Origin of the sequence: Thermoactinomyces sp. CICC 10522, assembly GCF_016055075.1 — a bacterium.
GTDB classification, from domain to species: domain Bacteria; phylum Bacillota; class Bacilli; order Thermoactinomycetales; family Thermoactinomycetaceae; genus Thermoactinomyces_A; species Thermoactinomyces_A daqus.
This window is the reverse complement of the sequence record NZ_JAECVY010000026.1, coordinates 1-22,524: the sequence shown is the minus strand read 5'-3', so window position 1 is coordinate 22,524 and position 22,524 is coordinate 1. Positions and strand designations below refer to the sequence as shown.

The window sequence follows — 22,524 nt, the reverse complement described above, 5'->3', positions numbered from 1 at the left end:
CCACGCGCTATGAAAAACGGGCGGTTTATTTTTGTGCTGCCATTACCTTGATTTCCCTGATGATTTGGCTCAATTAGTGATTCACCAGACACGCCCTAGAAAAGCACACATTCCTTGTTGATCAGATCCAAAAAACACGAGATTCTTCAACCATTCCGGTACTGATTAATTCGTTTGTAAATCGAGAGGATGCAGGCTCGCTTAATTGGGATACCTTTGTATCATTGTTCGCCTTTGGTAAAAGAGAATTGGAACGCCATTCGCTGGAAGGGCTGCATTCCAATAATCCAGGCAGCCGATTATGGTCGATTATAATCTTACGTAAATACATTAATTACAATGGATTCAAGAATATTTACAACGATAAATTTATGAAAATGATAAAAGACCCCGAAGAGTCTGTTAGATATGAAGCTTTAATCAGCCTTGCCCTTTGCTCACATGGGCCACTTAAATATTTAAACCGAGATATCTTAGAAGATCCATCCCATAAAGTTAAAACGTTTGCAAATATCCTTTATCAGGATAGAATAGAAGCTTTACATACTATTTTATCTAAGATTATTCCTTTAAACATCGAGAAAATCAAACAGAGTGTAAACGGAAAGCCAATCGACGATGCGGAAGAAATATTAAAAGTCCTAGGAGAATTACGAAGTGTGAAATCTATACCATACTTTCTTGATGCTTACCTCCCTTATGATGATGATGGTCTTGGACTAAATGAGTTAATTGAAGAACTTCTTGAAAATTTTACGGATGAAGAATTGATCCCTTATCTCCTTCATGCCTTAGAAAAAGGGAATCTGGGAAGCAAAGCCATTTCCTTACTAATGTTGGGATGTATTCGAAACACTTCATTTATACCTAACATCAAGCAATTTTTAGTACATGAAAACGAAGAAATTAGAATAAAGACACTTGAAGCTCTATCAATTATGGATGATCGTTCTGTTTTACCTGACATTGTATATGTAATGGAGCATGATTTATCCCCTAGGGTAAGGGAAGAAGCTGAAATAACTTTTGAGCTTCTGTCAAGAGAAAAAACAGAAGAGAACCGTTTGTGAGTATACAGCTGTTGCGCTTAATGGAGCCGGAACTTAGTCACTTCTTTTACCATGGAAACAGTCTATTTTATTGAGTTTCGCTGCCTCTGGCCCTTGCCGAGATTATAAATCGGAGCGAGGGAATTTTTCTGCTGTTTTGAATTTGGACAGGCTCTATGACATTTTATCGCTTGACTTTCCCCTTGTATGGAAGGTTTATAATTCGAGTGCAGAAGGAGTGATCCCATGTTTAAAATCAGCGAATTCTCAAAGTTAAGCCAAGTGCCTGCCAAAACATTACGGTTTTATGATCAAATTGAACTTCTGAAGCCTGCCTATACTGATCCACAAAGCGGTTACCGTTACTACAACAGCGAACAGCTTCTTGATCTGCATCGGATTCTTGCGTTTAAGGACCTTGGTTTTACGCTTGAACAAATCAAACAGCTTCTCAATGATAAAGTATCTACTGTGGAAATTCGAGGAATGCTTCGACTTAAGCAGGCGGAACTGCACTCGCTGATTCAGTCGGAAATGGAGCGTTTAAGACGTATAGAGGTGAGATTGGAACAAATTGAACGGCAAAGTGACGGGCTTTCTCATTATGAGGTTGTGGTTAAGAAGGTTGAGCCCTTATTGGTTGCAACGCTTAAAGAGACCACAAGCAGAGCAAGTATTCCCGGGTTATTTGAAGAAATCGATGAATATTTAAAATGGAATGGGATACCGATTCCTGTAACCCATATAGTGATGTGGCATGGTTGTCCGGAATGTGAAAGTAACATCGATTTGGAAATAGCTTGTCCAATTCCGCGCAAGCTTCAGGACACTGCCCATTTTCGGACGGTGGAATTGCCGGAATTGACCGTTGCGTCGGTTACCCATATAAGCCGTCCGGATGTGGATACGCCGGTAAGCATCGATCTGGGATCTTGGATTGAGAAGAATGGCTACCGGATCAGCCCGGAAATGCCAAGCAGGGAAGTTTATTTATCACCTCAAGAAAGTAACAAATTGCAATATGTGACAGAGAGTCAGATGCCCATTTTGGGAGCGGGTTTCATGCGATGAACCGGATGACAACAGGTGCTGATGATGACCTTTTTTGGTTGCTTCTGTGCCGCCTGCTATTCAAAAAACTTTAATCATCGTGGAACAAGGAGTGTTTGATATGTCGGATTCTTTGGAAAAACAGATGATTGCAGAATTTAATGTTCCTGTTGAAATGAGAGATGGGATCGTGTTGCGCGCTAATATTTATCGGCCCAATCAGGAAGGAAAATGGCCCGTTTTGCTCCATCGCCATCCTTATAATAAAGATAATCCCCCTGTTTCTTTTGGATTATATGATATTTCTCGTGCAGTCCGGCAGGGATATGTGGTCATCGTTCAAGATACAAGGGGAAGATTCGCTTCCGAAGGAGAATGGGAGCTTATTTCGACGAGCAGACATGAAGCTTCTGATACATATGAGACCATCCGGTGGGCAAGCACGCTTCCTTATAGCAGTGGTGAAGTCGGTTTGTTTGGTGAATCTTATTCCGCATTCGTTCAGTGGGCAGGCATGCTGCAAAATCCACAGGAACTCAAAGCAGCAACCCCTTCTTTTTCCTGGAGCGATCCCTTTGACGGATTAATGTACCGGGGAGGAGCGCTGGAACTCGGTTTTTTGGCCTATTGGCAATTGGGAATGTATCTGGACACACTCACAAGACTTTATTCGGATGAGCAAGAACGGGCTGCTGCTTTGGCGCAGTTAATTTCAGATATTGATCAACTAAAAAAGGCGATTAAAGCACTGCCATTGAAAAATTTTGCGCCTTTTGCCCGTAATAAAGTGGCTCCCCTAATTCTTGAACATTTTGAGCGCGGCATGGATCAAGCTTATGTGGATGCATTATCGTTGAAGGGGAAATATGACAAGATCACGGTTCCTGCACTTAACATTGCAGGCTGGTACGATATATTCTTGCAGGGAACCATTGAAAACTTTTTGCAAATGCGCAACAAAGGAGGCAGTCCGGAAGCCCGGCAGAGCAAATTGGTCATCGGTCCATGGATGCATTTGGATCACAGTCATCAAGCTGGTGACATAAATTTTGGATTGGCTGCCAATTCCTCTGTCGTGGATTTGGTCGGACTCCAATTGCGATGGTTTGATCATTTCTTGAAAGGAAAGGACAACGGTATTATCGGTGAAGCACCTGTCAAATTATTTGTGATGGGCGAGAATGTTTGGCGCGATGAGTATGAATGGCCGCTTGCCCGGACAATTTATACCCCGTACTACTTGCACAGCCAAGGGCATGCGAATACCCTTCAAGGTGATGGAGTTCTCAGTACAATCATGCCTGGTCAAGAGGCAGCCGATCATTATACATATGATCCCTTGAATCCGGTCATAACGAAAGGCGGATCCATCATGATGCCACCCGATTTCGGCAGCGGTGCATTTGATCAAAGAGAGATTGAATCACGCGATGATGTATTGGTTTATACAACTCCTGTATTGGAAGAAGACATAGAGGTTACAGGTCCGGTTAAAGTGAAACTGTGGGCAAGCTCAAGTGCCTCAGATACAGACTTTGTCGCGCGATTGGTGGATGTTCATCCCGACGGATATGCACAAAATCTGACCGATGGAATTATACGTGCCCGTTATCGGAATGCTGCTAAAGGAGAGGCACCAAGCTTGATCGAGCCGGGAAAAGCTTACTTGTATGAAATCGATTTATGGTCAACAAGCAATCTATTCAAAAAAGGACATCGTATTCGCTTGGATATAACGAGCAGTAATTTTCCGCGGTGGGACCGAAATCCCAATACCGGCAAAAATTTCGGTGAGGATCAGGCTGAGGATGTGGTGATCGCCCGGCAAACCATCTTTCATGATGCAGAACATCCTTCTTCCATTATTCTGCCGATCATACCAAGAAGATAATGTATTGATCGTACTGTTAAATGATCTGGTACTGAGGGTTTTATCTGCAAAACAGTTAAAAACATAAACAAGTTTGCAATGCAAATAGAAAAATAACAAATGCGAAAACAGGAATGAAAACAAATTAAATTCATGCTAAAAATAACATTCAGATCCCTTTAGAGAAAACACCGATCTCTCCATGGAAAAGAACCAACTCAGGATTATGAGTCGGTTCTTTTCATCATCCCTACTTACGCATTCCCATCATATTTCCGGAACCATAACGTTTAAGCCCATGATAAAAGAGGGCAGTGCCACCGCAAACAAGGAGCGCGGTGACCCCGAGTGCAGCACCAAAAAACAACGGTTGCACTTCCCGAAGCAAGCCGAGCGGAAGGTAAGAGATGAATCCGGCAGGAAGGACTGTAAAAAGGAGAACTTTTGTCAGTCCGCGGAAAATGTCCGTCGGATAGGTGGCAAAAGTGACGATCAACTCTTGGCCGACCAGTCCTTCAACATTGCCGACATAAAAAGCGAGCGATTGGATACAGACAGAAAAGAAGACAAAGATCAACATGGAAAGCAGCAGGGCCCCCGCAAATTTGACAATCCCGATCCAAGTGTGTTGGCCGAAGAAGAGAAAGACGATCAGGGAAAAGATGAAGTCGCCCAGAGCGGAAACGGACATGCGGGAGATCAGGACATGCAGCAGGACGGGTTTGGGTTGAACCAGGTAGGTATCCAGCTGACCGGTTATGATGAGATTTCCGATGTTTTCCGCATTCCCGAAAAAAGCGTTGGCGAGTCCGAAACCGCCCGCAGTGACAGCCCATAACATCATGACATCCGATACTTGCCAGCCGTTGACCAGATGAAAGCGATGGAAATAGATCTGCCAAAAGAAAATCCAAACAGCATTGTTAAGGATCATCATGCCCGCCGTCATGAAGAAACTCAAACGGAATTCCATGGCGCCAGCGAGGTTGAGCTTCCAGCATGCAAGGACAAATCGGGCGTATTTAGCCGCCGTTGACATGAAGCTTTCGCACCCCTTTCTCGTAGACCCGGTGCAGCAAGAATGAGAGAAGGAGAATCCAGGCTGTCTGGATCAAAACTCTTTTTCCCAGTGTGAGCCATTCAAAGTGCACGCCTGTATTTGCCGCGAAATAGGTAATGGTTTGGAAAGGCAGCCAATGGCAAATGGTTTGCAGATAACCGGGGAATATTTCCAGCGGAAGCATAAGGCCGCCGATTATAAAAAGGATTTTATTGTATACGAAGACGAGGCCCCGTGTCTCTTCCACCCAGAAGGAGCAGAGGGACAGCATCATGGTCATGAGATAGTTAACTGTAAAGGAACCGACGGAGATCAGCAAAAATCCGAGCCAACCAAAACCAAAGTGCGGCCACCCGAACAAAGTGATTCCAAGGGCGCTGCCGAGGGACAGATTAATGCCGAGACGGACGTACGCTTCCCCCATATAGGAGAAGTAATGGTAAAGGAGATAGCTCATCGGGCGGGTGAGCTGATAACCCACATCCCCTTTGATCACTTCTTCTTCAATTTTGACGGACAGGCGTGGCGATGACAAAATGATCGATTCGGCAAATATGAGATACCAGATCATTTGTTCGTAAGTGTATCCTGAGATGACCGGGGAGCCTTCACCCTGGTAAGTGATTCGCCAGAGTTGAACGAAAATGAACAGAATGACCAGCAAAAACCAGGAGCGAATGAAGAAAGAGCGGAGGTAGGCAAAGTTATTGCGGACCGTGATCGAACCGACGGCACCATATTTTTGCATTTTTTTGCGAAAGCGCAATCTGCTTATAACTGTCTCCATTTCATTCACCCTCCTTCCCGCTTTTCATAGATATGGGTAATGATTTCCTCCATCGAAGGATCTTCAATGGTAACGTCGGCCAGCCGATGATTTTGGATGATATGGGAGAGTACTTGTTCGATGGAAGTTTGAGAAGTGTCTACAGAGAGGCGAAGGCCGGTTCTTTTTTGCTTGACCAATACCACTCCGGAAAGATGGAAATGGGTTGGTGCTTCCTGCAATTTCAAGTGAATGGTCTTGTGCTTCAAAAAATGCCGCTTCAAATTGGAAACAGTGTCATCAAGGATGATTTGGCCGTGATTGATCACGATCGCCCGCTTGCAAAGTTGTTCAATATCGCCTGCATCATGGGAGGTAATAAACAGAGTTGTCCCTTCTTCCTGGTTCATCTCTTTGATCAGATCACGGATTTTTTGTTTAACAACCACGTCGAGGCCGATGGTCGGTTCATCCAGAAAAACGATCTTGGGGCGATGCAGCAAAGTGGCGGCAATTTCACAGCGCATCCGTTGACCAAGTGACAGTTTGCGAACGGGGATATCGAGAATTTTTCCCAAATCAAACCGTTCAATCAACTGATCCCGCCGTTTTCGATAATCGCCACGGGGAAGTTCATAGATCCGGCTCATCAGTTCAAAGGTGTCAAATGGTGGCAAATGGTACCACAGTTGCGATTTTTGTCCGAAAACAGAGCCGATGTGAAAGGCGAGCTTTTGCCGTTCCAGCCAGGGATTAAATCCCAGTACTTCGGCGCTTCCGCGGGTTGGATGCAAAATTCCGGTCAACATTTTGATCGTAGTCGATTTTCCTGCACCATTGGGGCCGAGAAATGCAAGAATTTCTCCTTGTTCCACCTGAAAATCAAGCGGGTGGACAGCGATTTGTTCGGAGAGAGAAGGATGGAACAAATTTTTTATTGATTGAAGCAAACCCGGTTTTTTGTGTTTGACAATAAAGGATTTTGACAGTCCTTCAACCCTGATGGCCTTCGTCATGGCGTCTTCCTCTCCTTTGGGAATCAAAAAATTTATGACTATTTTAAATGATTTGTTTTGCCATGTATAGTATTTCAGTTTAACTTTTGCTTCATGGGACGATAGGTAAGGGATACAAACGAAAGTTTGCAGTTTAGACGAAATTTATTAAAAAAATCTAAACAATCCGTATAGAAATTTCCTTTTTATTTTTAATATAATTTATTTATATCGAAACAGGAATTACAGGAGGAATGAATAGATGGCGAAACGAAAACCGCTTATGATGTTAAATTTTGAATTCAAGTCCCCTAAATCTCCAGAATACTTGAAAATTGGCGACCCGATTTTTGTTAATGGCAAACCGTATCAAATCAAAAATATGTTTCTCTATGCCGGTCAACGAAATTTTCGAACCGACTGGGGCTTGATCAGAGAAAAAGAGATTGTGTAACGTGAAAACAAATCAAAGAGTATATGCATTGGGGAGGAAATGGGAAAGGGTTTTGAGTTGTTTCAGCATTCATCAATATCAACGACAGACAACAAATACGCCGAATCGCAGAAAAACTGGCTGGTTCGGCGTATTCGCCAATTGAGAAACATTGACCGGTTTTGTGGGATCGAGGAACAACGAAGAGAGAAGGGATTCTGACTGAATCTTCATCCGCTCAGGGAAGGAACATGCTTATACCGGTTGTTGAGTTTGCGATCAAGAGGTTGCCGCGTGCAGTCTCTTTTTATTTTGGGGCTATCGCTTAGGAAGCGTTCTGTCAGGAATATGGCTTAAGATAATTGGTCATTTGTCTTGTTTTAGTGATTAAATATTTTTATTATTCGTATAATTTAAGTGATGTGTTCATAAGATTGAGGATAAGGTTTTACACAATTGCATAATTAAAGGAGGGATTAAGTGAAGATTCGGGATAAGCTTTGTCTCTTGATGCTGAGCCTGTGGATGGGGATTTTTATTTGGTCAGCCATCAATCCTTTAAATATAAAATTATGGATCTATGAAGTGAGCGGAGCTTTCTTGCTGGCAGCGGCCTTGTTAGTGACTTACCGCCGTTTTCGCTTAACGCCACTTGCATATGTCATTGTTTTTATCGCAATCACCATCATGCTGATTGGAGGACATTATACCTACGGTGAAGTTCCTTATTTTAATGAAATAAAGGAGGTTTTGTCTCTTAAAAGGAATAATTTCGATCGGTTTGGGCACTTTTTTCAGGGAATGGTTATCGCTGTGCTGTTTCGGGAATATCTGGTCCGTAAGGGCGTGATTCGCGATCGCAATCGGGAATCTTTTGTCATCTTTTGTATCAGCTTGGCTTTTAGCGCGGCTTATGAGTTGTTTGAATTTTTCTTCGCTATTCTGTGTCAGTTAAATATATCGAAATTTCTCGGCGAACAAGGGGATCGCTGGGATACCCATTGGGATATGGCCAGCGCTTTTTTGGGGGCGCTCATTTTTCTTCTCTTTCTCAGAAATTGTCACGATAAACAGATCAGAGCGCTGGAGAAGAACGGTATCTGAAAGCTTCAAGGCGGCCCTATCCGTTTGGCCGCCTTGAAGCTAGTAATCCTTATTCTTTATGGCGAAGATGCGTAACCGCTTATAATCAGCTACCCAAGTTCCTTTTTGATAGAGCTTGGAATGAAGATTATACTTAATTTTTTGATATATTTCTCTTCTTTCTGTAGTAGAAAACCCTTGAAAAAAACTATCTGTAAACATATCAAGCCAATGATCCAATCCATGTTCTCCGCCGGGTAATGGGGTTGGACGATCAAAATGAATGGCATTCAGGACACGGAACCCATTTTTTTCAAGTAGTGTGCAATATTCGCCGATACTAGGAAAATACCAAGGGTTTCGGCTTTCGATGTCTATTTGATATTCTTCTAACGTTTCTTTTATTGCCAGAAAAATCGACTCAACGTTCCCTTTACCACCGAACTCAGCTACCAAGCGACCGTGTGGCTTTAGATTAAACCAAATATTCTTAATCACCTTCGTTGGTTCTTTTATCCAATGAAGCACTGCATTGGAGAAAACAGCATCAAAAGTTTCCTTGGATTGAAACTGATAAGCATCTTGTACCTCAAAAGAAAGATGAGGATATTTTTCTCGGGCTTTGTTTATCATGTCTGGAGATGAATCAATTCCAAGAGTTTTAGCCCCTTCTTGGGCAATTTTATTGGTAAGATCTCCTGTTCCGCAACCTAAATCGAGAATAGTTTCATGGGGTTTAGGGGATAGTAGTTGAATAAGGTCTTCACCTAGTTTGGAAACGAAATAAACTTTTTCATCATAGAAGGTAGCATTCCATTCATTCATAAGGTTAAAATTCTCCCTTCCTCAGATTATGATTTTTTTTGACGTTCCCGTCGAACCGTTACACTTTCACCAGATACTCCCCAGTTATCCGTAGAAATTTCTTCGATAAGAACAAACGTATGAGCAGGATTTTTGTTGAGGACTTTTTCAAGAAGCTCGGTAGCTCCTTTAATGAGCTGATTTTTCTGCTGAGTTGTAACTCCTTCATCAGTAATTTTAATAGTTACAATGGGCATAAAATCGCCTCCGTTAATCTGAAATCGGATAAAGAATATAACCTATATTTCTAATAGTGAGAAGAAACTTCGGTTTGGCGGTATCATCGCCGATTCGTTGACGTAAACGGTTGATGTAAACATATAAATCACACAACTTGGATGTGCTAAACTCCCCCCATGCATAAGCAATAAGTTCTTCACTTTTCACGGGTTTTCCAAGGTGCTGAACCAAATAATAAAGAAGACGAAACTGTGTTCGCGATAAGCTTATTACCATATTGTCTCGAATCAGCGTCTCAAAATTCAAATCGAGAAAGCAATTATTTCCCACTGCAATTTTGAAGTTGGTATTGCTGACCATAGGAATTCCAGATTCCGCACCTGCCTTTTTGCCTGTTGGTTTATATTTACCAATAATAACACATTTATTTTTATTGTTCAAATTCAAAATTAATAAATAGAATTGCAAATAAATGTATTAAGAAATCTTGATAAACTGTAAGGAAAAATAGGGTTACATCTTTTAATTATGGGAATATTTTTTAAGAAATTGAAAGGAGAGTGAATGATGACAGTAACAATGAACTCCCGGTTGAAGGAAAAGCTGTTGTTTGAAACAACCCCTTTTCATGAAGTTGTAAAGGAAATGATTGTAGAAAAAAACTTATACTCATATTTTATTAACAATCCTGATCATCGAGAAATCCTGCTTTCACGTACAAGACAATTGGCAGAGGATTTTAAAAAGAAAAATCCACAAGCCATTTACTCGCTTCATCGCAGCTTGGGATGGATTTATGAACTTCACCTTTATACTCCTGGTAAACATCCAGTTTACAATCAATTTAATCCTATATTGTTAGAGGTCCAGAGACTGCTGGAAATGGCTTGGGAAGAGTTCGAGGACCAGCGGATACCAAAAGTTGATTACCCAGAGAATCCTGATGAATTTATACGTTGGTTTAAATTAATGTTGATCAATCACGAAGTAGCTGAACATAAATTGTTCCATTATCTCGAAAAAAATGCGAGTTTTGAAGAAATGGCTTACTTTTTCTCTCAAGAAATCACGGTTGATTCTCGATTTGATGACCTTGTAGCATTAGCTCAAATTGGTCTTGATAATGATGTCAAAATGGAACTTGCAGAAAACTATTGGGATGAAATGGGCAATGGCGATATGTCTAAAGTCCATACTATCATGTTTGATCATTTGCTGGAGGAATTAAAGGTCACTGGGGATAAATCATTAAATTCGTTATTTAACGATGCATCATGGGAATCTCTGGCTTGCGGAAATGTACTGTTACATTCCGTAATTCACCGAAAAAATGCATATCGGGCCTTAGGAGCATTAGGTGCGGTAGAAATGCTGGCTCCCAAACGGTTTAGTTATTTGGTTAAAGGATATAAAAGAATAGGATTGAGTGAAAAGGCTCAGGAGTATCATGTATTGCACATTTCCATTGACGCCAAACACGGAGATGGTTGGCTGCGAAACGCTATTGCACCAGTCATTAAAAGAAACCCTGAAGCTAAGAAAGAGATTATAAAAGGAGCGTATTATCGTCTGAATACATCCATGGATTACTGCAATATGCTCTATCAAACTTTTACAAAGAATTGATCAGACTGAAGTCAAAGCCCACTTTTAATAGAAAAAAGTGGGCTTGATTATAAGTTCGCTAAGTAATATGTAAAGGGAGATCGAAATGAAATCTGATCGTTTACAAGGTTTGTCCTTGGGGATCTTTACGGAACTGGCAAACAGAAAACAGAAAGTTAAACAGCAAGGGCGGAAAGTGATTGACTTGAGTGTTGGGAACCCTGATTTGCCCCCGCACCCTAGAATCATGTCCACCTTAAGCACATGGGCACAAGACGGTTCAAAATATGGGTATACCTTACATGCTATCCCTGCTTTCAATCCGGCGGTAGCTCAATTTTACAGCGATCGCTATAATGTTGACTTACAACCAAACCAAGAAATTTTACAGGTTCCCGGAACACAAGATGGCCTTTTTCAATTGGCACTGTCGATAATAAATCCAGGTGATTATGCCCTTGTAACTGATCCTGGCTACCCGATCTACGAAACCAGTGTAAAATTAGCAGGGGGAAGGGTTTACTATATTCCTTTGACCGAAGAGAACGGATTTTTCCCGAGACTAGACCAAATTCCCGAATCTATCTTAAAAAAAGCAAAACTTTTGTTCATAAATTTTCCTGGAAACCCTATTCCTCAGTTAGCTCCTCCCTCCTTTTTCGAAGAAGTTGTATTTTATGCAAAAAAGTTTGATTTTAAAGTAATTCATGATTTTACCTACTCAGAACTGGTATTTGACCAAGAACGAGCTACAAGTTTTCTGAATATCCCTGGTGCAAAGGAGGTTGGGGTTGAGTTTAATTCCCTTTCTAAAACGTTTCACATGGCCGGATGCAGAATTGGTTATGTTGTAGGAAACATGGAAATCATTCAAGCACTATCTCTACTCATGTCCCATACTCATTATGGAATTTTTTATCCTATTCAGAAAGCAGCGAAAGAAGCTCTTAAATTAGGGGATTCATTTTATCGTTCTCATATAAGAATTTATCAGTCTAGAAGAGACCTTGTTATCAAAGAGCTAAAAAAATCCGGTTGGGATGTAATGAATCCTCCTGCTACGATGTACATCTGGGCAAAAATCCCCCTTTCTGTTTCTTCAACCGAATTTTGTTACAGGTTAATGGAAGATACAGGTGTGGTGCTGACACCGGGAAGTGCATTTGGAAAGAACGGAGAAGGTTATGTCCGGATTAATTTGGTACAACCGGAAGTACAATTAAAGAAAGCAATGAACCTCATTCATCACTTTCTTTTAAAACAAGGATGGGTTTAAATGGCACAAAGAATGAGCGGATGGAATTGGTTTCTCTTAATATGCATTTTGACAGCATGGGCCAGTGCGAAGATTATTACCAGAGAATTAGTATCCAAGGGGATCGCCGAACCGATGACTTTGATGAGTATTCGCTATGGAATATCCTCTATGGTAACAGCCGGTTTTGCAAAGATATTCTTTAAAAAAGAGCAATTAAAATGGGATTCCCGGTATTTATTTGGAGGATTATTTGTAGCAGCACAAGCTATTTTGTTAGGAATTGCATTAAAAACAGCTCCGGTCTCGTTAGCAGGTGTTTGCTTTTTTGGTTGTTCCAGTTTAGTATCATCTGTTTACGGACTGGTCACCAACAGACAGGAAGTCAAAATTCATCTTTTTGCATTACTAATTAGCTTGTGCGGGCTTCTTCTCATTTCCGATCCAACTAATCATGCCACGTGGAATGCCGGAATATTTTTGGCGATTTTGGGCGGAGTTTTCTGGGGTGGGTATTTACTTTGGTGTAAACATCAAATTCCTGAAGGCTGGATCGCTAATATTATCGCCAGTAGCCGAACCATGGGGATCGGAGCGATCATTTGTTTTATTTTTTCCTTTATTTATGAACCAAACGCTTACCACAATATGAATTCGTTATCCTGGGGAGCAGCTGTTTATATGGGAATCGTGCCTCAGGCAATTGGTTTTGTCTTATTCGGATGGTTGGCTCCTAAACTTAACCATACTCAACTGGGGGTATCTCAGTTAGGTACTCCTTTGCTGGTTGCTTTTGGGGGAATATTGTTGTTGGGGGAAGATTGGACATTTACACTGGGAGCCGGGATGATTTTCATATTATCAGGCATCGCCTTGGCTTCTAAAAAACCAAAACCCCAGCCTGCACGGAAGGAAGTTAAAGATGATGCATACTTGTAAAACATTTGCAAGGGATTCGAGATATGCTGAATGAACAATTATAGAGGAATAAATTATTGTTGTCAGAAGAAAAGAGGCGTCTAATCGCCTCTTTTTAAGCATGTTGTCAAAGAGAAGTTTCACGCGAGAAAATGTGACGATCATATCATTTATCAATAATTGATCTCTGTTAAAAATTAGATTCTATTCGGATTTATCGATCTTTTTATTCTTCAGGTTGAGATATTTTGTTGAGTATGCAGCTAAAATGAAGAATAAAATGATCAGGGACCAAGTTAAATAACCGGGCCATTTAAATGCAGTTCCAATTGCGGCAACGATCCCAAGAGCTAACAGAAAAATCGCTGTCAGGTACTTCATGCCCCAACCTCCTTGATCGAGAGACTCCCTCCATCCCTGTATCTTCAGGGGGTTTAACTCCCTGTCGTTTAATTCTATCCAAAGAAATGATCTCCTTCAAAGAGGACTTTAAACAGTCCTTGCTGCGGAAGAGCAGAGAACGCTTCAAAAGTTCTGAATGAATTGTTGTGAGTCTTGTGGGTAGTTTTTTAAACATTACCAGGTTGAACTAAAAAAGGCTGAGTTGCTGTGGGGCAGGGTTCAGAAAGTAAGGAGTGTTCATATAGGGATTGAGTGACGAAAGCAAATAGGGATTGGACAAAATTTCTTCAGAGGCTACTTCCAACCATGAGGGATGTTTGACGTGGTGCACTCTGCTTTTTTCTCTAAGTTCAATATGGAGGATTGATTGACCGTAACGGTCCAAAAGGGAGAGATGAGAGAGGTATCTGCGTTTTTGATGGAAACGAATACGCTGGTTTAATTTAATTTCGTTTATTTCATCCCGCGGGATTTCATGACGCTCCCCGCAGAACAGTTGAACTTCAACAGGATCGCCTTTTCCCCTCATCCATTGATCTAATACGAAGCGAAGAACATGTTTTGCTAAAGCGATTGAGGAATAATTTAATTTGCATTTGCGTTTTTCGCCGGGATAATGCGAAAAATAAGGTTTTTTTAATTTGCTTAGTCTAAGAATCAGTTTCCCTTTGCATTCAGGACATTGGTACGGTTCTTGAGGATTCGCTTCTTTTGGCAAAATAATTTTTCCGGTTGAACTGAGTCCGTAAGGAATAACTCCGTACTGCCGACGATATTTGGGTCGGATTTTTGTTTGTACCATCAGTTTCAGCCTCCTGATCTTCCCATTGAGTAATTTGTAAATTTTTGTCCTTTTTTTAAATATTATAACCATTTATCAGAAATATTAAAATATAGGAACATGATTATTTTTTCATTGGATTATTACATAAGGAATGTAGACTGGTTTGAAATGCTAACTTTTGATTGACACATTCGAAATATCAGGGAAAAGCAAGATGGATATTGATGATATCCCGTATTTCTATCGGCTTTGAAAGGCTGTGCAGATTAATATAATGTAAACCACAAAATTGATAACCTATCATTAAAGATAAAAAATGTATAATTGTCACGGAATATGCGAATCTGTTTTAGGAGGAGTTGAATTCAGTGAATATTACTCCGGATATTAAATCAATCGCATTATTTTTTATCTTATTTGTGCCGGGATTCATTTCGATGAAAGTGTACGATATGCTTGTTCCCAGAGAAGAAAGGGACTATGCAAAAACTATATATGCCATTATTGCTTATAGCGTGTTTAATCTCGCTCTGATTTATCCGCTTTTAGGCATTATTCAAAAACATATTTGGGCATGGTATCTATGCATATTTGCTCTTCCTGTATTAACGGCTTACTTATTTTTTAAGGTGATCACTTCGGGTTGGCTTAATCGTTTGACTAAGGAAGTTCAAGAGCCTATTCTTACTCCGTGGGATTGGGTCTTTCGTAAAAAGAAACCTTATTGGGTTATCGTTCGGCTAAAAGATGGGAGTCGGATTGGCGGGGTATATTCAGAAGGATCTTATGCTTCAAAATACCCGGCAAAAGAACAAATATACCTGGAGAAAGTATATACATTAGATGATAATGATGATTTTGTTGAAATGATTCCAGGGAGTGCAGGGATGATCATATTTGGTGAAGAAATATTGGCAGTGGAATTGTATAGTAGTGTAGAAAGTGAGGATGGATCGAATGAGCAAGAAGAGACAGAAGAACAAGAATACGGAAAAGGGTAAACAAGGAGAGAGTAGTACTGTTTTTTATAGGAATATATTTGTAGGGGATTTTCGTAATAATTCAGCAAGTTATAGACCGAATGAACCTCTTAATTTATCATCTCTTCCACCTAAAAAAGGACCTGGTAAACCGTCGATTAAACTTCCGAAAGACAAAGGATAATAAAGTAACCGCCTGGCAAAAGGGCGGTTTTATTATGATTTCAAACATCCTCCTTTAAAACCGTTAAAAAAACCGTCTCTGTCCCAGGGATCATTTGGAACCAAGGGTGTCGGGCAAGGCAGAGAGAAGCCGCCGATTGCTCAGAGAACCCCATAAAAAGGAAGCTACATAGTTTTATGCTTCATTTCTTGATTGGGGTAGAGGACATAGCGATTTCATACGCAATGCTCATTTTTGGTATGAAGTAATGCTGAGAAATTTTCACACCTGCCAGAAAAACGGGAAGAGTATATTCAAAATTTTGAATGTTAGCTGAAAATGCAAAATCTATCTATGGGGTGTCAAAAATTATGCGAATTATTCATCTTTTGCTGACTGGTAAGAAAAAATTCATTCTTATTTGACACGAAAAATTGATTCCGATAACATTATATTATCGGAACTTATAGTGAAGGTGATCAATTATGCTTTCTCCTTACCAAAAAAATGAAATCATGCTTGCTGAGAATGAAGGATTAACCCGGAGCGCCATGGATGTTTTTAAAAACCTCCATGCGGGTAACACACTTCGGGCCTATGAATCAGATTTCAGAGATTTCAGCAAATATCTCGATTCCATCGGGAAACACCCCGAGGATGTGACCGGTACAACCATCATCAACTATTTGGATTCGTTGAAAGAAAAGGGACGCAAATATTCCACGATCCAGCGCCGGCTTGTTGCGATCCGCGCGGTCTACAAAGAATATGGGCAGATGATGGAGCAAGAGGCCCAAGCAAGAGGGAATAAAGACTTTGTCTATCACAATCCGGCCAGCACAGACCGGGTGAAAGGCTGGATGAAGGCACTCCGGAAAACCATCGGGATTGCCCAAAAACAAAAGAGGCCAGCCACCAAACGGATCATGAACGCATTTCTGAGTGAGATGGAGGGAGACCGGTTAATTGATATCCGAAACCGCGCCTTATTGGTCATTGGATATGCGGGAGCCTTTCGACGTTCCGAACTGGCTGCGTTGAACGTGGAAGACATCGAACGTGATAATGAAGGGATCTATATCATCGTGAGAAAAGGAAAAACCGACCAAGAGGGGCAAGGATTGAAGAAGTTCATTTATTATGGCGAAAAGGCCAGTCAATGTCCGGTTCGTTTACTGGATGCCTGGCTTCGGGCTGCGGGCATCACTGAAGGAGCGGTTTTTCGTCAGGTGAATAAGGGGGGGCGGGTCGGCAATCGGATGAGCGACAAGGCCATTTACAATGTAGTGAAAGACGCCGCGGAAAAAGCCGGTTTCGATAAGAGCGAATTCGGCGGCCATAGTTTGCGTGCCGGCATCATCACTCAGTTGGCGGATGATGGAGTGGAAGAACGCGATATTATGCGACACAGTGGTCACAAGAGCATCGCCATCATGCGGAGGTACATCCGGGAAGTCGACATCAAAAAGAAAAGTCCGACCAGAGGGATTTTATAATTTTCCTCTGTTTTGAAATAAGCTGCCCAGGTAATTCGTGCAGCTTATTTCATCGGAGCAACAGACCAGTCTGATGTCCGCTATTTATTCCGCCTCGATCGGTTCTTCCCCGGCCAGTTTAAGAGTTTTTTTGCTCTTTCTTGTTGGGCGGTGGCGGCTGGTTCGCCTGGTAATTCAGGGGCAGGAGCAAGGATTTAGGCTCTTTCCCTTTCTTTATCATGCAGAAGGTCGTATCTGAACCCAGTTTACCCATATATTTCGTTTCTTTTTTCCTGCCCAAAATATCAGCGGCGACCGCACAGTCTTCCATCCATTCCTTAATCTTTTTCGGCGAAGGGGATTCATCCGGATATTCTTCATGAAATCTATTTTTAATTTCGATTCAAAAATATCATCTCATAAGCTAAACCGATGATTTCTAGATCAAGTCCAAAATTATGTGTAAATTTCCTCGGTCAGAAAAAGTCGGCGTTCAACTTATGCGCGTGACTTTTGGCTGAGGTTTTTCATTGGATTTTCGCCACTCCAGGTACTCGGTCATGTCCAAGTACTTTCTACCACTGGCCCATCTTTCATCAATCTCCATCAGGAGGCTCCCAATAGGCGAACAGCAGATGCACGGTTTGGAAAGATGCGGATAACCCGTTCACGCCGGCGAATTTCCTCGTTCAGCCGTTCAAGACTGTTGGTGGTTCGAAGCCGTTTCCGGATCTGGAGCATCCAAGCATGCCCGCACACGGGCATGCACTTCCTCACGCCAAGCTTTGGGCGTGGCATCCAACAAATTTCGAAGAAAATGAGTCTGGCAACGTTGCCAAGTGACTCCCTGAAAATGCTGGCGGATGGCCCGGATTAAGCCAGCATGGTGGTCAGAGACGACCAAGTCTACGCCGTGCAAGCCACGACCCTTGAGCCAGCTGAAAAATTCACTCCAGCTGGCTTCTGACTCACTGTCTCCCAGCATCAAGCCAAGAACCTCACGGTATCCCTCTTCGTTAACACCAATGGCGATGAGGGACCGCGGGCACGCACACGCCCTTCTTCCCGTACCTTGAGCACCATAGCATCGACGATGACGAAGGGATACGGCTCGTCCTGCAAGGGACGAGCGTTCCAAGAGGACACGACAGGGTCCAGCTGCTTGCACAGATCCGACACTGTCGACTTGGAAAACTCCGTTCCGCACAATTCCTCTGTAATCTGAGCAACTTTTCGGGTAGACACTCCGTTGACTACCATCTCCATCAATGCCAGTACCAGGGCCTGCTCACTCCGCTGATAGCGTGCAAACAGCTCTGTCGAGAATTTGCCACTCCGGATCCGTGGAACAATCAGCGTAATAGTTCCTACACGGGTGGTGAGTTGATGGGGATAGGTACCGTTCCGGTACCCCTTGCGCTCTTCCGTACGCTCATAAGGTTCTGCCGCCAGTTGCTCTGAGACCTGTGCCTGCAGGATTTGGTTCAATACGGACTCCAACAATTTGGCCACTCCGTAATCTTTTGAATCCTTCAAAAAAGATGATGCAAAACCTCTGAATCTACGGCAATCTGATACTGAACCATGTGAAATTCTCCTCGATTGGAAATTAGTGCCAATTCAATTCTAACCGAGGATTTTCGCTATGGCTCACTTATTTTTTAGGAGTGCCATTTTTTACACAATTATACGGACTTAACTGAAAATCTGATGATAAAAGCCTTTTTTAAATAACTCATTCCGAATCGTTAACCTATGGAATGATAATTGAAATGAGACGTAAATCCCATCGTCCCAACAAGCGTAACGATTCCGACAAGTCCAGTAATAATGGCAGCATTCACTTCACCCTTAAACAAATCGGAGTTGGCATATTGTATCCATAATCGGAATCCATAAAACGATAACACCATCAGTCCCGCAATCACCACAAGTCCAATCAACCAAGTTCGCAGAAACTTAATAGTCGGCTCCAACTCCTTGCACGGCTTGATGGGCTTTATGAAACCGACTCCTTCAATTTCGTCAGGAGTCTATCCGGGCAAAAATAAAAAGCCGCCTATCGGCACCTCTCATTCTTCCCATTCTACTTTATTGGAGTATTCGGAACGATTTTTCGTCGCTCTACGAGCCTCCTAGACCCCTGTTTTTTTTGATGAAAAAGAGCTGCCCTTTAAGGGGTAGCTCTTTTACTCCTGTTCGGCGAAATGTGAACTATAATTTGTACAACATTCCCTATATGGGGGAAATTTCAGATATGTCGGATCATTTTTCAAATTGTTCACGTACCCCTCTGACGGTTCCAAAATCGTAGATCTCCCCAGCAACCCCTCGTTAAACCGTACGTGAGGTTTGCCCTCATACGGCTTTCCATATTTTTATGGCCGAAGCCCATGTATTTGGTCGAGACCGCTAGGATCTAGTTGGGGATACCCTACCGTTCTGCAAAATGCTCAATTTATATTTTTTCATTTTCCGTGAAATGGTTGACTGGTCTACCTGGAGCAACGCAGCCATTTCTGCAAGCGTGCGACACCTCTGTGCAGCCATACCGATCATGTACATTTCCGCCTTTCTGACCACATCCTTAAGCGGCATGATTTCGTTCACGAACAATCCAGCGTTTGTGAATGAATCATCATAGTATAACTGTACCTCAGTATGCCGTTCGCCGATGTACATTGATAAATCTTGTTCGTCAACTTGATTGGTATCTGCTGTAACCACGACACGTTCAATCACATTCTGCAACTCGCGTACATTACCGGGCCATGAATAATCCATCAGTATCCTTAACGCACCAGTACTCAAGCTGATCTGTTTTCCGTAGCGCTTGTTGAATAGCTCTAAGAAGTGTCGAACCAGAGGTATAATGTCCTCCTTGCGTTTACGTAGGGGTGGAATGGTAATTGGGATAACGTTAAGTCGGTAATATAAATCTTTACGGAAGAGTCCGTTTTGAATTAGGTTTCCCATCATCTGATTGGTTGCGGCTATAATCCTTACATTAACTTTAATGGGTTTTCGACCACCAATTCTCATAAGTTCTCCATCTTGAAGAACGCGCAACAGTTTTGCTTGTAGACCGAGAGGCATGTCACCGATTTCGTCTAAAAACAATGTTCCGCCGCTCGCCAATTCAAATAACCCAGCCTTGCCGTGCCGGCTCGCGCCGGTAAAAGCGCCTTCCTCGTAGCCGAACAATTCGCTTTCTAACAAACTTTCCGGGATTGCGGCACAATTCAGTTTGATGATGGGGCCGTTGGAGCGCGGGCTAAGCTGGTGTATACAGTTCGCTACAACCTCCTTGCCCACGCCAGATTCTCCTGTGATCAACACTGTGGAGTCGACAGATGCCACCTTTTCGATAGTGTAGACTATGTTGGACATGGCTTTACTGGAGTAAATGAGAAGATTTTCTTCACGAGCCCTGTTTCGTTGGACCTCGGTAAGTTGTTTGCGGTACCCCTCCGTGAGGCTTTTCAGTTGATTGATCTCTTGTTCCAGTTCTTGAATTTCTGTAATGTCACGTGAAGCATTGACAACACGAACGATGTTGCCATATTTGTCGCGGATGGGCGTGCTCACCACCATCAATCGCCGCCCCGTACGTGTTTGTTGCACAATTTGTACCTTTTTTCCACGTTCCAAAGCAAGTCTAGTTGCGCTTGGGCGATAAACTCCTTCTTCCTCTAACTCATATACAGTTCGCCCGATTAATTCTTCTGGTTTCTTGCCCCACAGAATTTCACATGCGGAACTTACACGAAGGGTGCGGCCGTTTCTATCAGTCACATATAGTACATCGTATGAGTTATCAAATATTGTTTGCAAATCATCAATAGTAGTTTGAAACGATTCAAATTCCACATCAAATAAGGATCTATAGATGGAAACCTCTTCGAATGTGGCAAAAATCGCCGTCGCCACGTTGTTATGGTAAATGGGTGAAGCGGTAACTACGTAGACCTTCCCGTCGATGGTGAGGGGGTGCGCTATGAGTGTTTTACCCTGTTTCAGGACTTGCTTGATTTCGTTTAACACCAGATTACTCTCATCTGTGCGGGACAGACGCGAGTAGATATCGAATCCCATAGCATTTCCATATACCAGTGATCCGCACTGGTCTATCACACAAAGAGCCGATGGGATTGCTTCGAGTATCGACGTTGCCAAGTCACAGGGAATTGGATTGGAGTTGGCACAGATTTCAGATGCGCTCAAAGGAATCCCTCCTGTTCGTTTTCTTGCAATTTGGCAAATTGCAATGCAAAAATGCAAAATAATGGTACGAAAACTTTAAAAAATATCTAGTTTCTACCAATTTAAAATGAACCAATTTACATAAAAACCGCTTTAATACTACGTTATTAGATGTCCCATAATAATTTATCTATTTAATAGTTACGTTGGCATGAAGATTGCAATTAAAGGCTATTGAAAGCTTCTAGGGGGCTACAGCAGTCCTTACACTACTAATTTATCAAAAAAAAGGGGGGAAAGGTTGGGTAATGATCCTACTCATTCTATTAGAAAAATCCAAAATATTACCTTGAGTCGTGGACAAGTAACGTACGCTCTTATCTGCTCGTTTCTGGCCTGGATGTTGTCGGTGTATGACTTTATTTTGTTTGGTACCCTGCTTCCTGTTATTGCACTGTCATTTCATTGGTCATCGGTAACGAGCCTTCAAATTGCGACGTGGGTATCTGTAGGAACGTTCGTATTCTCGTTACTGGTCGGACCGATGACCGACTACTTCGGTCGGAAGAACTCGCTGATGTTGACCACGTTTGGTGCAGCGTTAAGTTCCGGATTGACTGCATTAACGATGAACCCAATCTACCTTGTAGTAGTTCGATCGCTATCGGGTCTCGGGTATGCCGAATAGGCGGTGAACACAACCTATCTATCAGAAATTATGGGGCCTGGACGCCGTGGATTTTTGTAGAGTTTTGTGCAAGGCGGTTGGCCCATTGGTGTCCTTTTTGCGTCACTGATGACGGCAATTTTGGAACCCTATATCGGCTGGCGTGGAACGTACCTAGTTGCGACGTTCCCGGCCATTGTTATCGTCACACTTTGGTCACGTTTGGAAGAATCTCCTCGATTCAAGCAAATGCAGCAACTACGACGCCTCATCAAAGAAAATCGGAGGGCGGAAGCTCAACAGCTTGCGCTCGAGTACAACATCGATCTGTCTAAAATGGAGAAGACGCCTATTAGACAAATGTTTGGTTCCGATATTCGTAAGCATACCATTTTCCTATCACTTGCATTTCTCTGTAACTGGCTTGCGATCCAAGTCTTTTCCGTTCTCTCAACAACCGTTTTGGTTAATGGAAAACACATTACCTTTAGCAATTCACTATTCATGCTAATTTTGTCAAACGCACTCTCGTATATTGGTTATCTCGTACACGGGTACGTTGGCGATCGTATTGGACGCCGTACCACCGTCGGCATCGTCTGGATGTTGAGCGCTGTATGCTATTGTTACCGCCGGTCTATAATTGACCCAGGATCGCCGAAAAAGAATTGACCCACTCCCCGTCGAATAAATCCCCTTCGAATAATACCGCCAAATTTCTT

At 42.3% G+C, this 22,524-nt stretch carries 19 protein-coding genes and 2 pseudogenes; 11 read left to right on the top strand and 10 right to left on the bottom strand.

Translation table 11 applies throughout. The features are described 5' to 3' along the window. Nucleotides 1-248 precede the first annotated feature (248 nt). From I8U18_RS16655 to I8U18_RS16645, 3 genes are all read left to right on the top strand, one after another. On the top strand, nt 249-1,070 hold the full coding sequence (locus tag I8U18_RS16655; protein ID WP_198065086.1) for a HEAT repeat domain-containing protein: 822 nt from the start codon (nt 249-251) through the stop codon (nt 1,068-1,070). 225 nt (nt 1,071-1,295) lie between these two features. Next, a complete protein-coding gene (locus I8U18_RS16650; protein WP_198065085.1) occupies nt 1,296-2,120 on the top strand; it encodes a MerR family transcriptional regulator in 825 nt (274 codons plus the stop codon). A gap of 100 nt (nt 2,121-2,220) precedes the next feature. Next, complete coding sequence (locus tag I8U18_RS16645; RefSeq protein WP_198065084.1) at nt 2,221-3,990, top strand: CocE/NonD family hydrolase; 1,770 nt, start codon at nt 2,221-2,223, stop codon at nt 3,988-3,990. Between the two features lie 229 nt (nt 3,991-4,219). On the opposite strand, the gene I8U18_RS16640 is transcribed toward I8U18_RS16645, so the two are convergent. Genes I8U18_RS16640 through I8U18_RS16630 form a run of 3 tightly spaced genes read right to left on the bottom strand, consistent with a single transcriptional unit; the run spans nt 4,220 to nt 6,811 of the window. Then, nucleotides 4,220-5,008, bottom strand: coding sequence for an ABC transporter permease (locus I8U18_RS16640; RefSeq protein ID WP_198065083.1), 789 nt, complete (start codon nt 5,006-5,008; stop codon nt 4,220-4,222). After that, nucleotides 4,992-5,816, bottom strand: coding sequence for an ABC transporter permease (locus I8U18_RS16635; RefSeq protein WP_198065082.1), 825 nt, complete (start codon nt 5,814-5,816; stop codon nt 4,992-4,994). The genes I8U18_RS16640 and I8U18_RS16635 overlap by 17 nt, the downstream gene beginning before the upstream one ends. Before the next feature lie 5 nt (nt 5,817-5,821). Beyond that, entirely contained in the window at nt 5,822-6,811 is a 990-nt protein-coding gene (locus I8U18_RS16630; protein WP_198065081.1) for an ABC transporter ATP-binding protein, read from the bottom strand. Nucleotides 6,812-7,052: 241 nt separating this feature from the next. Between I8U18_RS16630 and I8U18_RS16625 the strand changes: the two genes are divergently transcribed. Both I8U18_RS16625 and I8U18_RS16620 read left to right on the top strand, forming a co-directional pair. Beyond that, complete coding sequence (locus tag I8U18_RS16625) at nt 7,053-7,244, top strand: hypothetical protein (RefSeq protein ID WP_198056571.1); 192 nt, start codon at nt 7,053-7,055, stop codon at nt 7,242-7,244. Between the two features lie 459 nt (nt 7,245-7,703). Further along, nucleotides 7,704-8,327, top strand: coding sequence for a DUF2238 domain-containing protein (locus tag I8U18_RS16620; RefSeq protein WP_198056570.1), 624 nt, complete (start codon nt 7,704-7,706; stop codon nt 8,325-8,327). A gap of 39 nt (nt 8,328-8,366) precedes the next feature. On the opposite strand, the gene I8U18_RS16615 is transcribed toward I8U18_RS16620, so the two are convergent. The 3 genes from I8U18_RS16615 to I8U18_RS18380 are packed head-to-tail and all read right to left on the bottom strand — an operon-like array spanning nt 8,367 to nt 9,626. Further along, nucleotides 8,367-9,131, bottom strand: coding sequence for a class I SAM-dependent methyltransferase (locus tag I8U18_RS16615; RefSeq protein WP_033101667.1), 765 nt, complete (start codon nt 9,129-9,131; stop codon nt 8,367-8,369). 26 nt (nt 9,132-9,157) lie between these two features. Then, nucleotides 9,158-9,367: a tautomerase family protein gene (locus I8U18_RS16610; RefSeq protein WP_033101666.1), complete on the bottom strand. Its 210-nt coding sequence runs from the start codon at nt 9,365-9,367 to the stop codon at nt 9,158-9,160. A 13-nt stretch (nt 9,368-9,380) separates the two neighbouring features. Next, entirely contained in the window at nt 9,381-9,626 is a 246-nt protein-coding gene (locus I8U18_RS18380) for a winged helix-turn-helix domain-containing protein (protein WP_370589424.1), read from the bottom strand. A gap of 291 nt (nt 9,627-9,917) precedes the next feature. Here I8U18_RS18380 and I8U18_RS16600 point away from each other — a divergent pair, with 291 nt between their 5' ends. From I8U18_RS16600 to I8U18_RS16590, 3 genes are all read left to right on the top strand, one after another. Beyond that, on the top strand, nt 9,918-10,976 hold the full coding sequence (locus tag I8U18_RS16600; RefSeq protein ID WP_033101664.1) for an iron-containing redox enzyme family protein: 1,059 nt from the start codon (nt 9,918-9,920) through the stop codon (nt 10,974-10,976). 85 nt (nt 10,977-11,061) lie between these two features. Continuing rightward, the gene (locus tag I8U18_RS16595; protein WP_198065080.1) at nt 11,062-12,231 is read left to right on the top strand and encodes an aminotransferase class I/II-fold pyridoxal phosphate-dependent enzyme; all 1,170 of its coding nucleotides are present in this window, start codon (nt 11,062-11,064) and stop codon (nt 12,229-12,231) included. Next, a complete protein-coding gene (locus tag I8U18_RS16590; protein ID WP_198056566.1) occupies nt 12,232-13,149 on the top strand; it encodes a DMT family transporter in 918 nt (305 codons plus the stop codon). A 183-nt stretch (nt 13,150-13,332) separates the two neighbouring features. Here the strand turns inward: I8U18_RS16590 and I8U18_RS16585 are convergent, their stop codons facing one another. Further along, on the bottom strand, nt 13,333-13,509 hold the full coding sequence (locus I8U18_RS16585; protein WP_160173883.1) for a hypothetical protein: 177 nt from the start codon (nt 13,507-13,509) through the stop codon (nt 13,333-13,335). Nucleotides 13,510-13,717: 208 nt separating this feature from the next. Beyond that, nucleotides 13,718-14,248 (bottom strand): competence protein CoiA family protein, encoded by a 531-nt coding sequence (locus tag I8U18_RS16580; protein ID WP_198065079.1) that lies wholly within the window; start codon nt 14,246-14,248, stop codon nt 13,718-13,720. A 434-nt stretch (nt 14,249-14,682) separates the two neighbouring features. Here I8U18_RS16580 and I8U18_RS16575 point away from each other — a divergent pair, with 434 nt between their 5' ends. Then, nucleotides 14,683-15,315 carry a DUF6338 family protein gene (locus I8U18_RS16575; RefSeq protein WP_198059586.1) on the top strand — a complete coding sequence of 211 codons (633 nt, stop codon included), beginning with the start codon at nt 14,683-14,685 and terminating at the stop codon, nt 15,313-15,315. Nucleotides 15,316-15,942: 627 nt separating this feature from the next. After that, nucleotides 15,943-16,953 (top strand): site-specific integrase, encoded by a 1,011-nt coding sequence (locus tag I8U18_RS16570; RefSeq protein ID WP_198065078.1) that lies wholly within the window; start codon nt 15,943-15,945, stop codon nt 16,951-16,953. A gap of 472 nt (nt 16,954-17,425) precedes the next feature. On the opposite strand, the pseudogene I8U18_RS16565 reads toward I8U18_RS16570, so the two are convergent. Continuing rightward, a pseudogene (locus tag I8U18_RS16565) lies at nt 17,426-18,518 on the bottom strand (IS256 family transposase). A gap of 826 nt (nt 18,519-19,344) precedes the next feature. Beyond that, complete coding sequence (locus I8U18_RS16560) at nt 19,345-21,156, bottom strand: sigma-54 interaction domain-containing protein (protein ID WP_232336436.1); 1,812 nt, start codon at nt 21,154-21,156, stop codon at nt 19,345-19,347. 379 nt (nt 21,157-21,535) lie between these two features. Between I8U18_RS16560 and I8U18_RS17900 the strand changes: the two are divergent. Further along, nucleotides 21,536-22,474, top strand: a pseudogene (locus tag I8U18_RS17900) (MFS transporter). Nucleotides 22,475-22,524 lie beyond the last annotated feature (50 nt).

Excerpts from the sequence above, each read along its gene's own strand:
- I8U18_RS16650 (WP_198065085.1), top strand. The coding sequence starts at position 1,296 with ATGTTTAAAATCAGCGAATTCTCAAAGTTAAGCCAAGTGCCTGCCAAA.
- I8U18_RS16645 (WP_198065084.1), top strand. The coding sequence starts at position 2,221 with ATGTCGGATTCTTTGGAAAAACAGATGATTGCAGAATTTAATGTTCCT.
- I8U18_RS16640 (WP_198065083.1), bottom strand. The coding sequence starts at position 5,008 with ATGTCAACGGCGGCTAAATACGCCCGATTTGTCCTTGCATGCTGGAAG.
- I8U18_RS16635 (WP_198065082.1), bottom strand. The coding sequence starts at position 5,816 with ATGGAGACAGTTATAAGCAGATTGCGCTTTCGCAAAAAAATGCAAAAA.
- I8U18_RS16630 (WP_198065081.1), bottom strand. The coding sequence starts at position 6,811 with ATGACGAAGGCCATCAGGGTTGAAGGACTGTCAAAATCCTTTATTGTC.
- I8U18_RS16625 (WP_198056571.1), top strand. The coding sequence starts at position 7,053 with ATGGCGAAACGAAAACCGCTTATGATGTTAAATTTTGAATTCAAGTCC.
- I8U18_RS16615 (WP_033101667.1), bottom strand. The coding sequence starts at position 9,131 with ATGAATGAATGGAATGCTACCTTCTATGATGAAAAAGTTTATTTCGTT.
- I8U18_RS16610 (WP_033101666.1), bottom strand. The coding sequence starts at position 9,367 with ATGCCCATTGTAACTATTAAAATTACTGATGAAGGAGTTACAACTCAG.
- I8U18_RS18380 (WP_370589424.1), bottom strand. The coding sequence starts at position 9,626 with ATGGTAATAAGCTTATCGCGAACACAGTTTCGTCTTCTTTATTATTTG.
- I8U18_RS16600 (WP_033101664.1), top strand. The coding sequence starts at position 9,918 with ATGACAGTAACAATGAACTCCCGGTTGAAGGAAAAGCTGTTGTTTGAA.
- I8U18_RS16595 (WP_198065080.1), top strand. The coding sequence starts at position 11,062 with ATGAAATCTGATCGTTTACAAGGTTTGTCCTTGGGGATCTTTACGGAA.
- I8U18_RS16590 (WP_198056566.1), top strand. The coding sequence starts at position 12,232 with ATGGCACAAAGAATGAGCGGATGGAATTGGTTTCTCTTAATATGCATT.
- I8U18_RS16585 (WP_160173883.1), bottom strand. The coding sequence starts at position 13,509 with ATGAAGTACCTGACAGCGATTTTTCTGTTAGCTCTTGGGATCGTTGCC.
- I8U18_RS16570 (WP_198065078.1), top strand. The coding sequence starts at position 15,943 with ATGCTTTCTCCTTACCAAAAAAATGAAATCATGCTTGCTGAGAATGAA.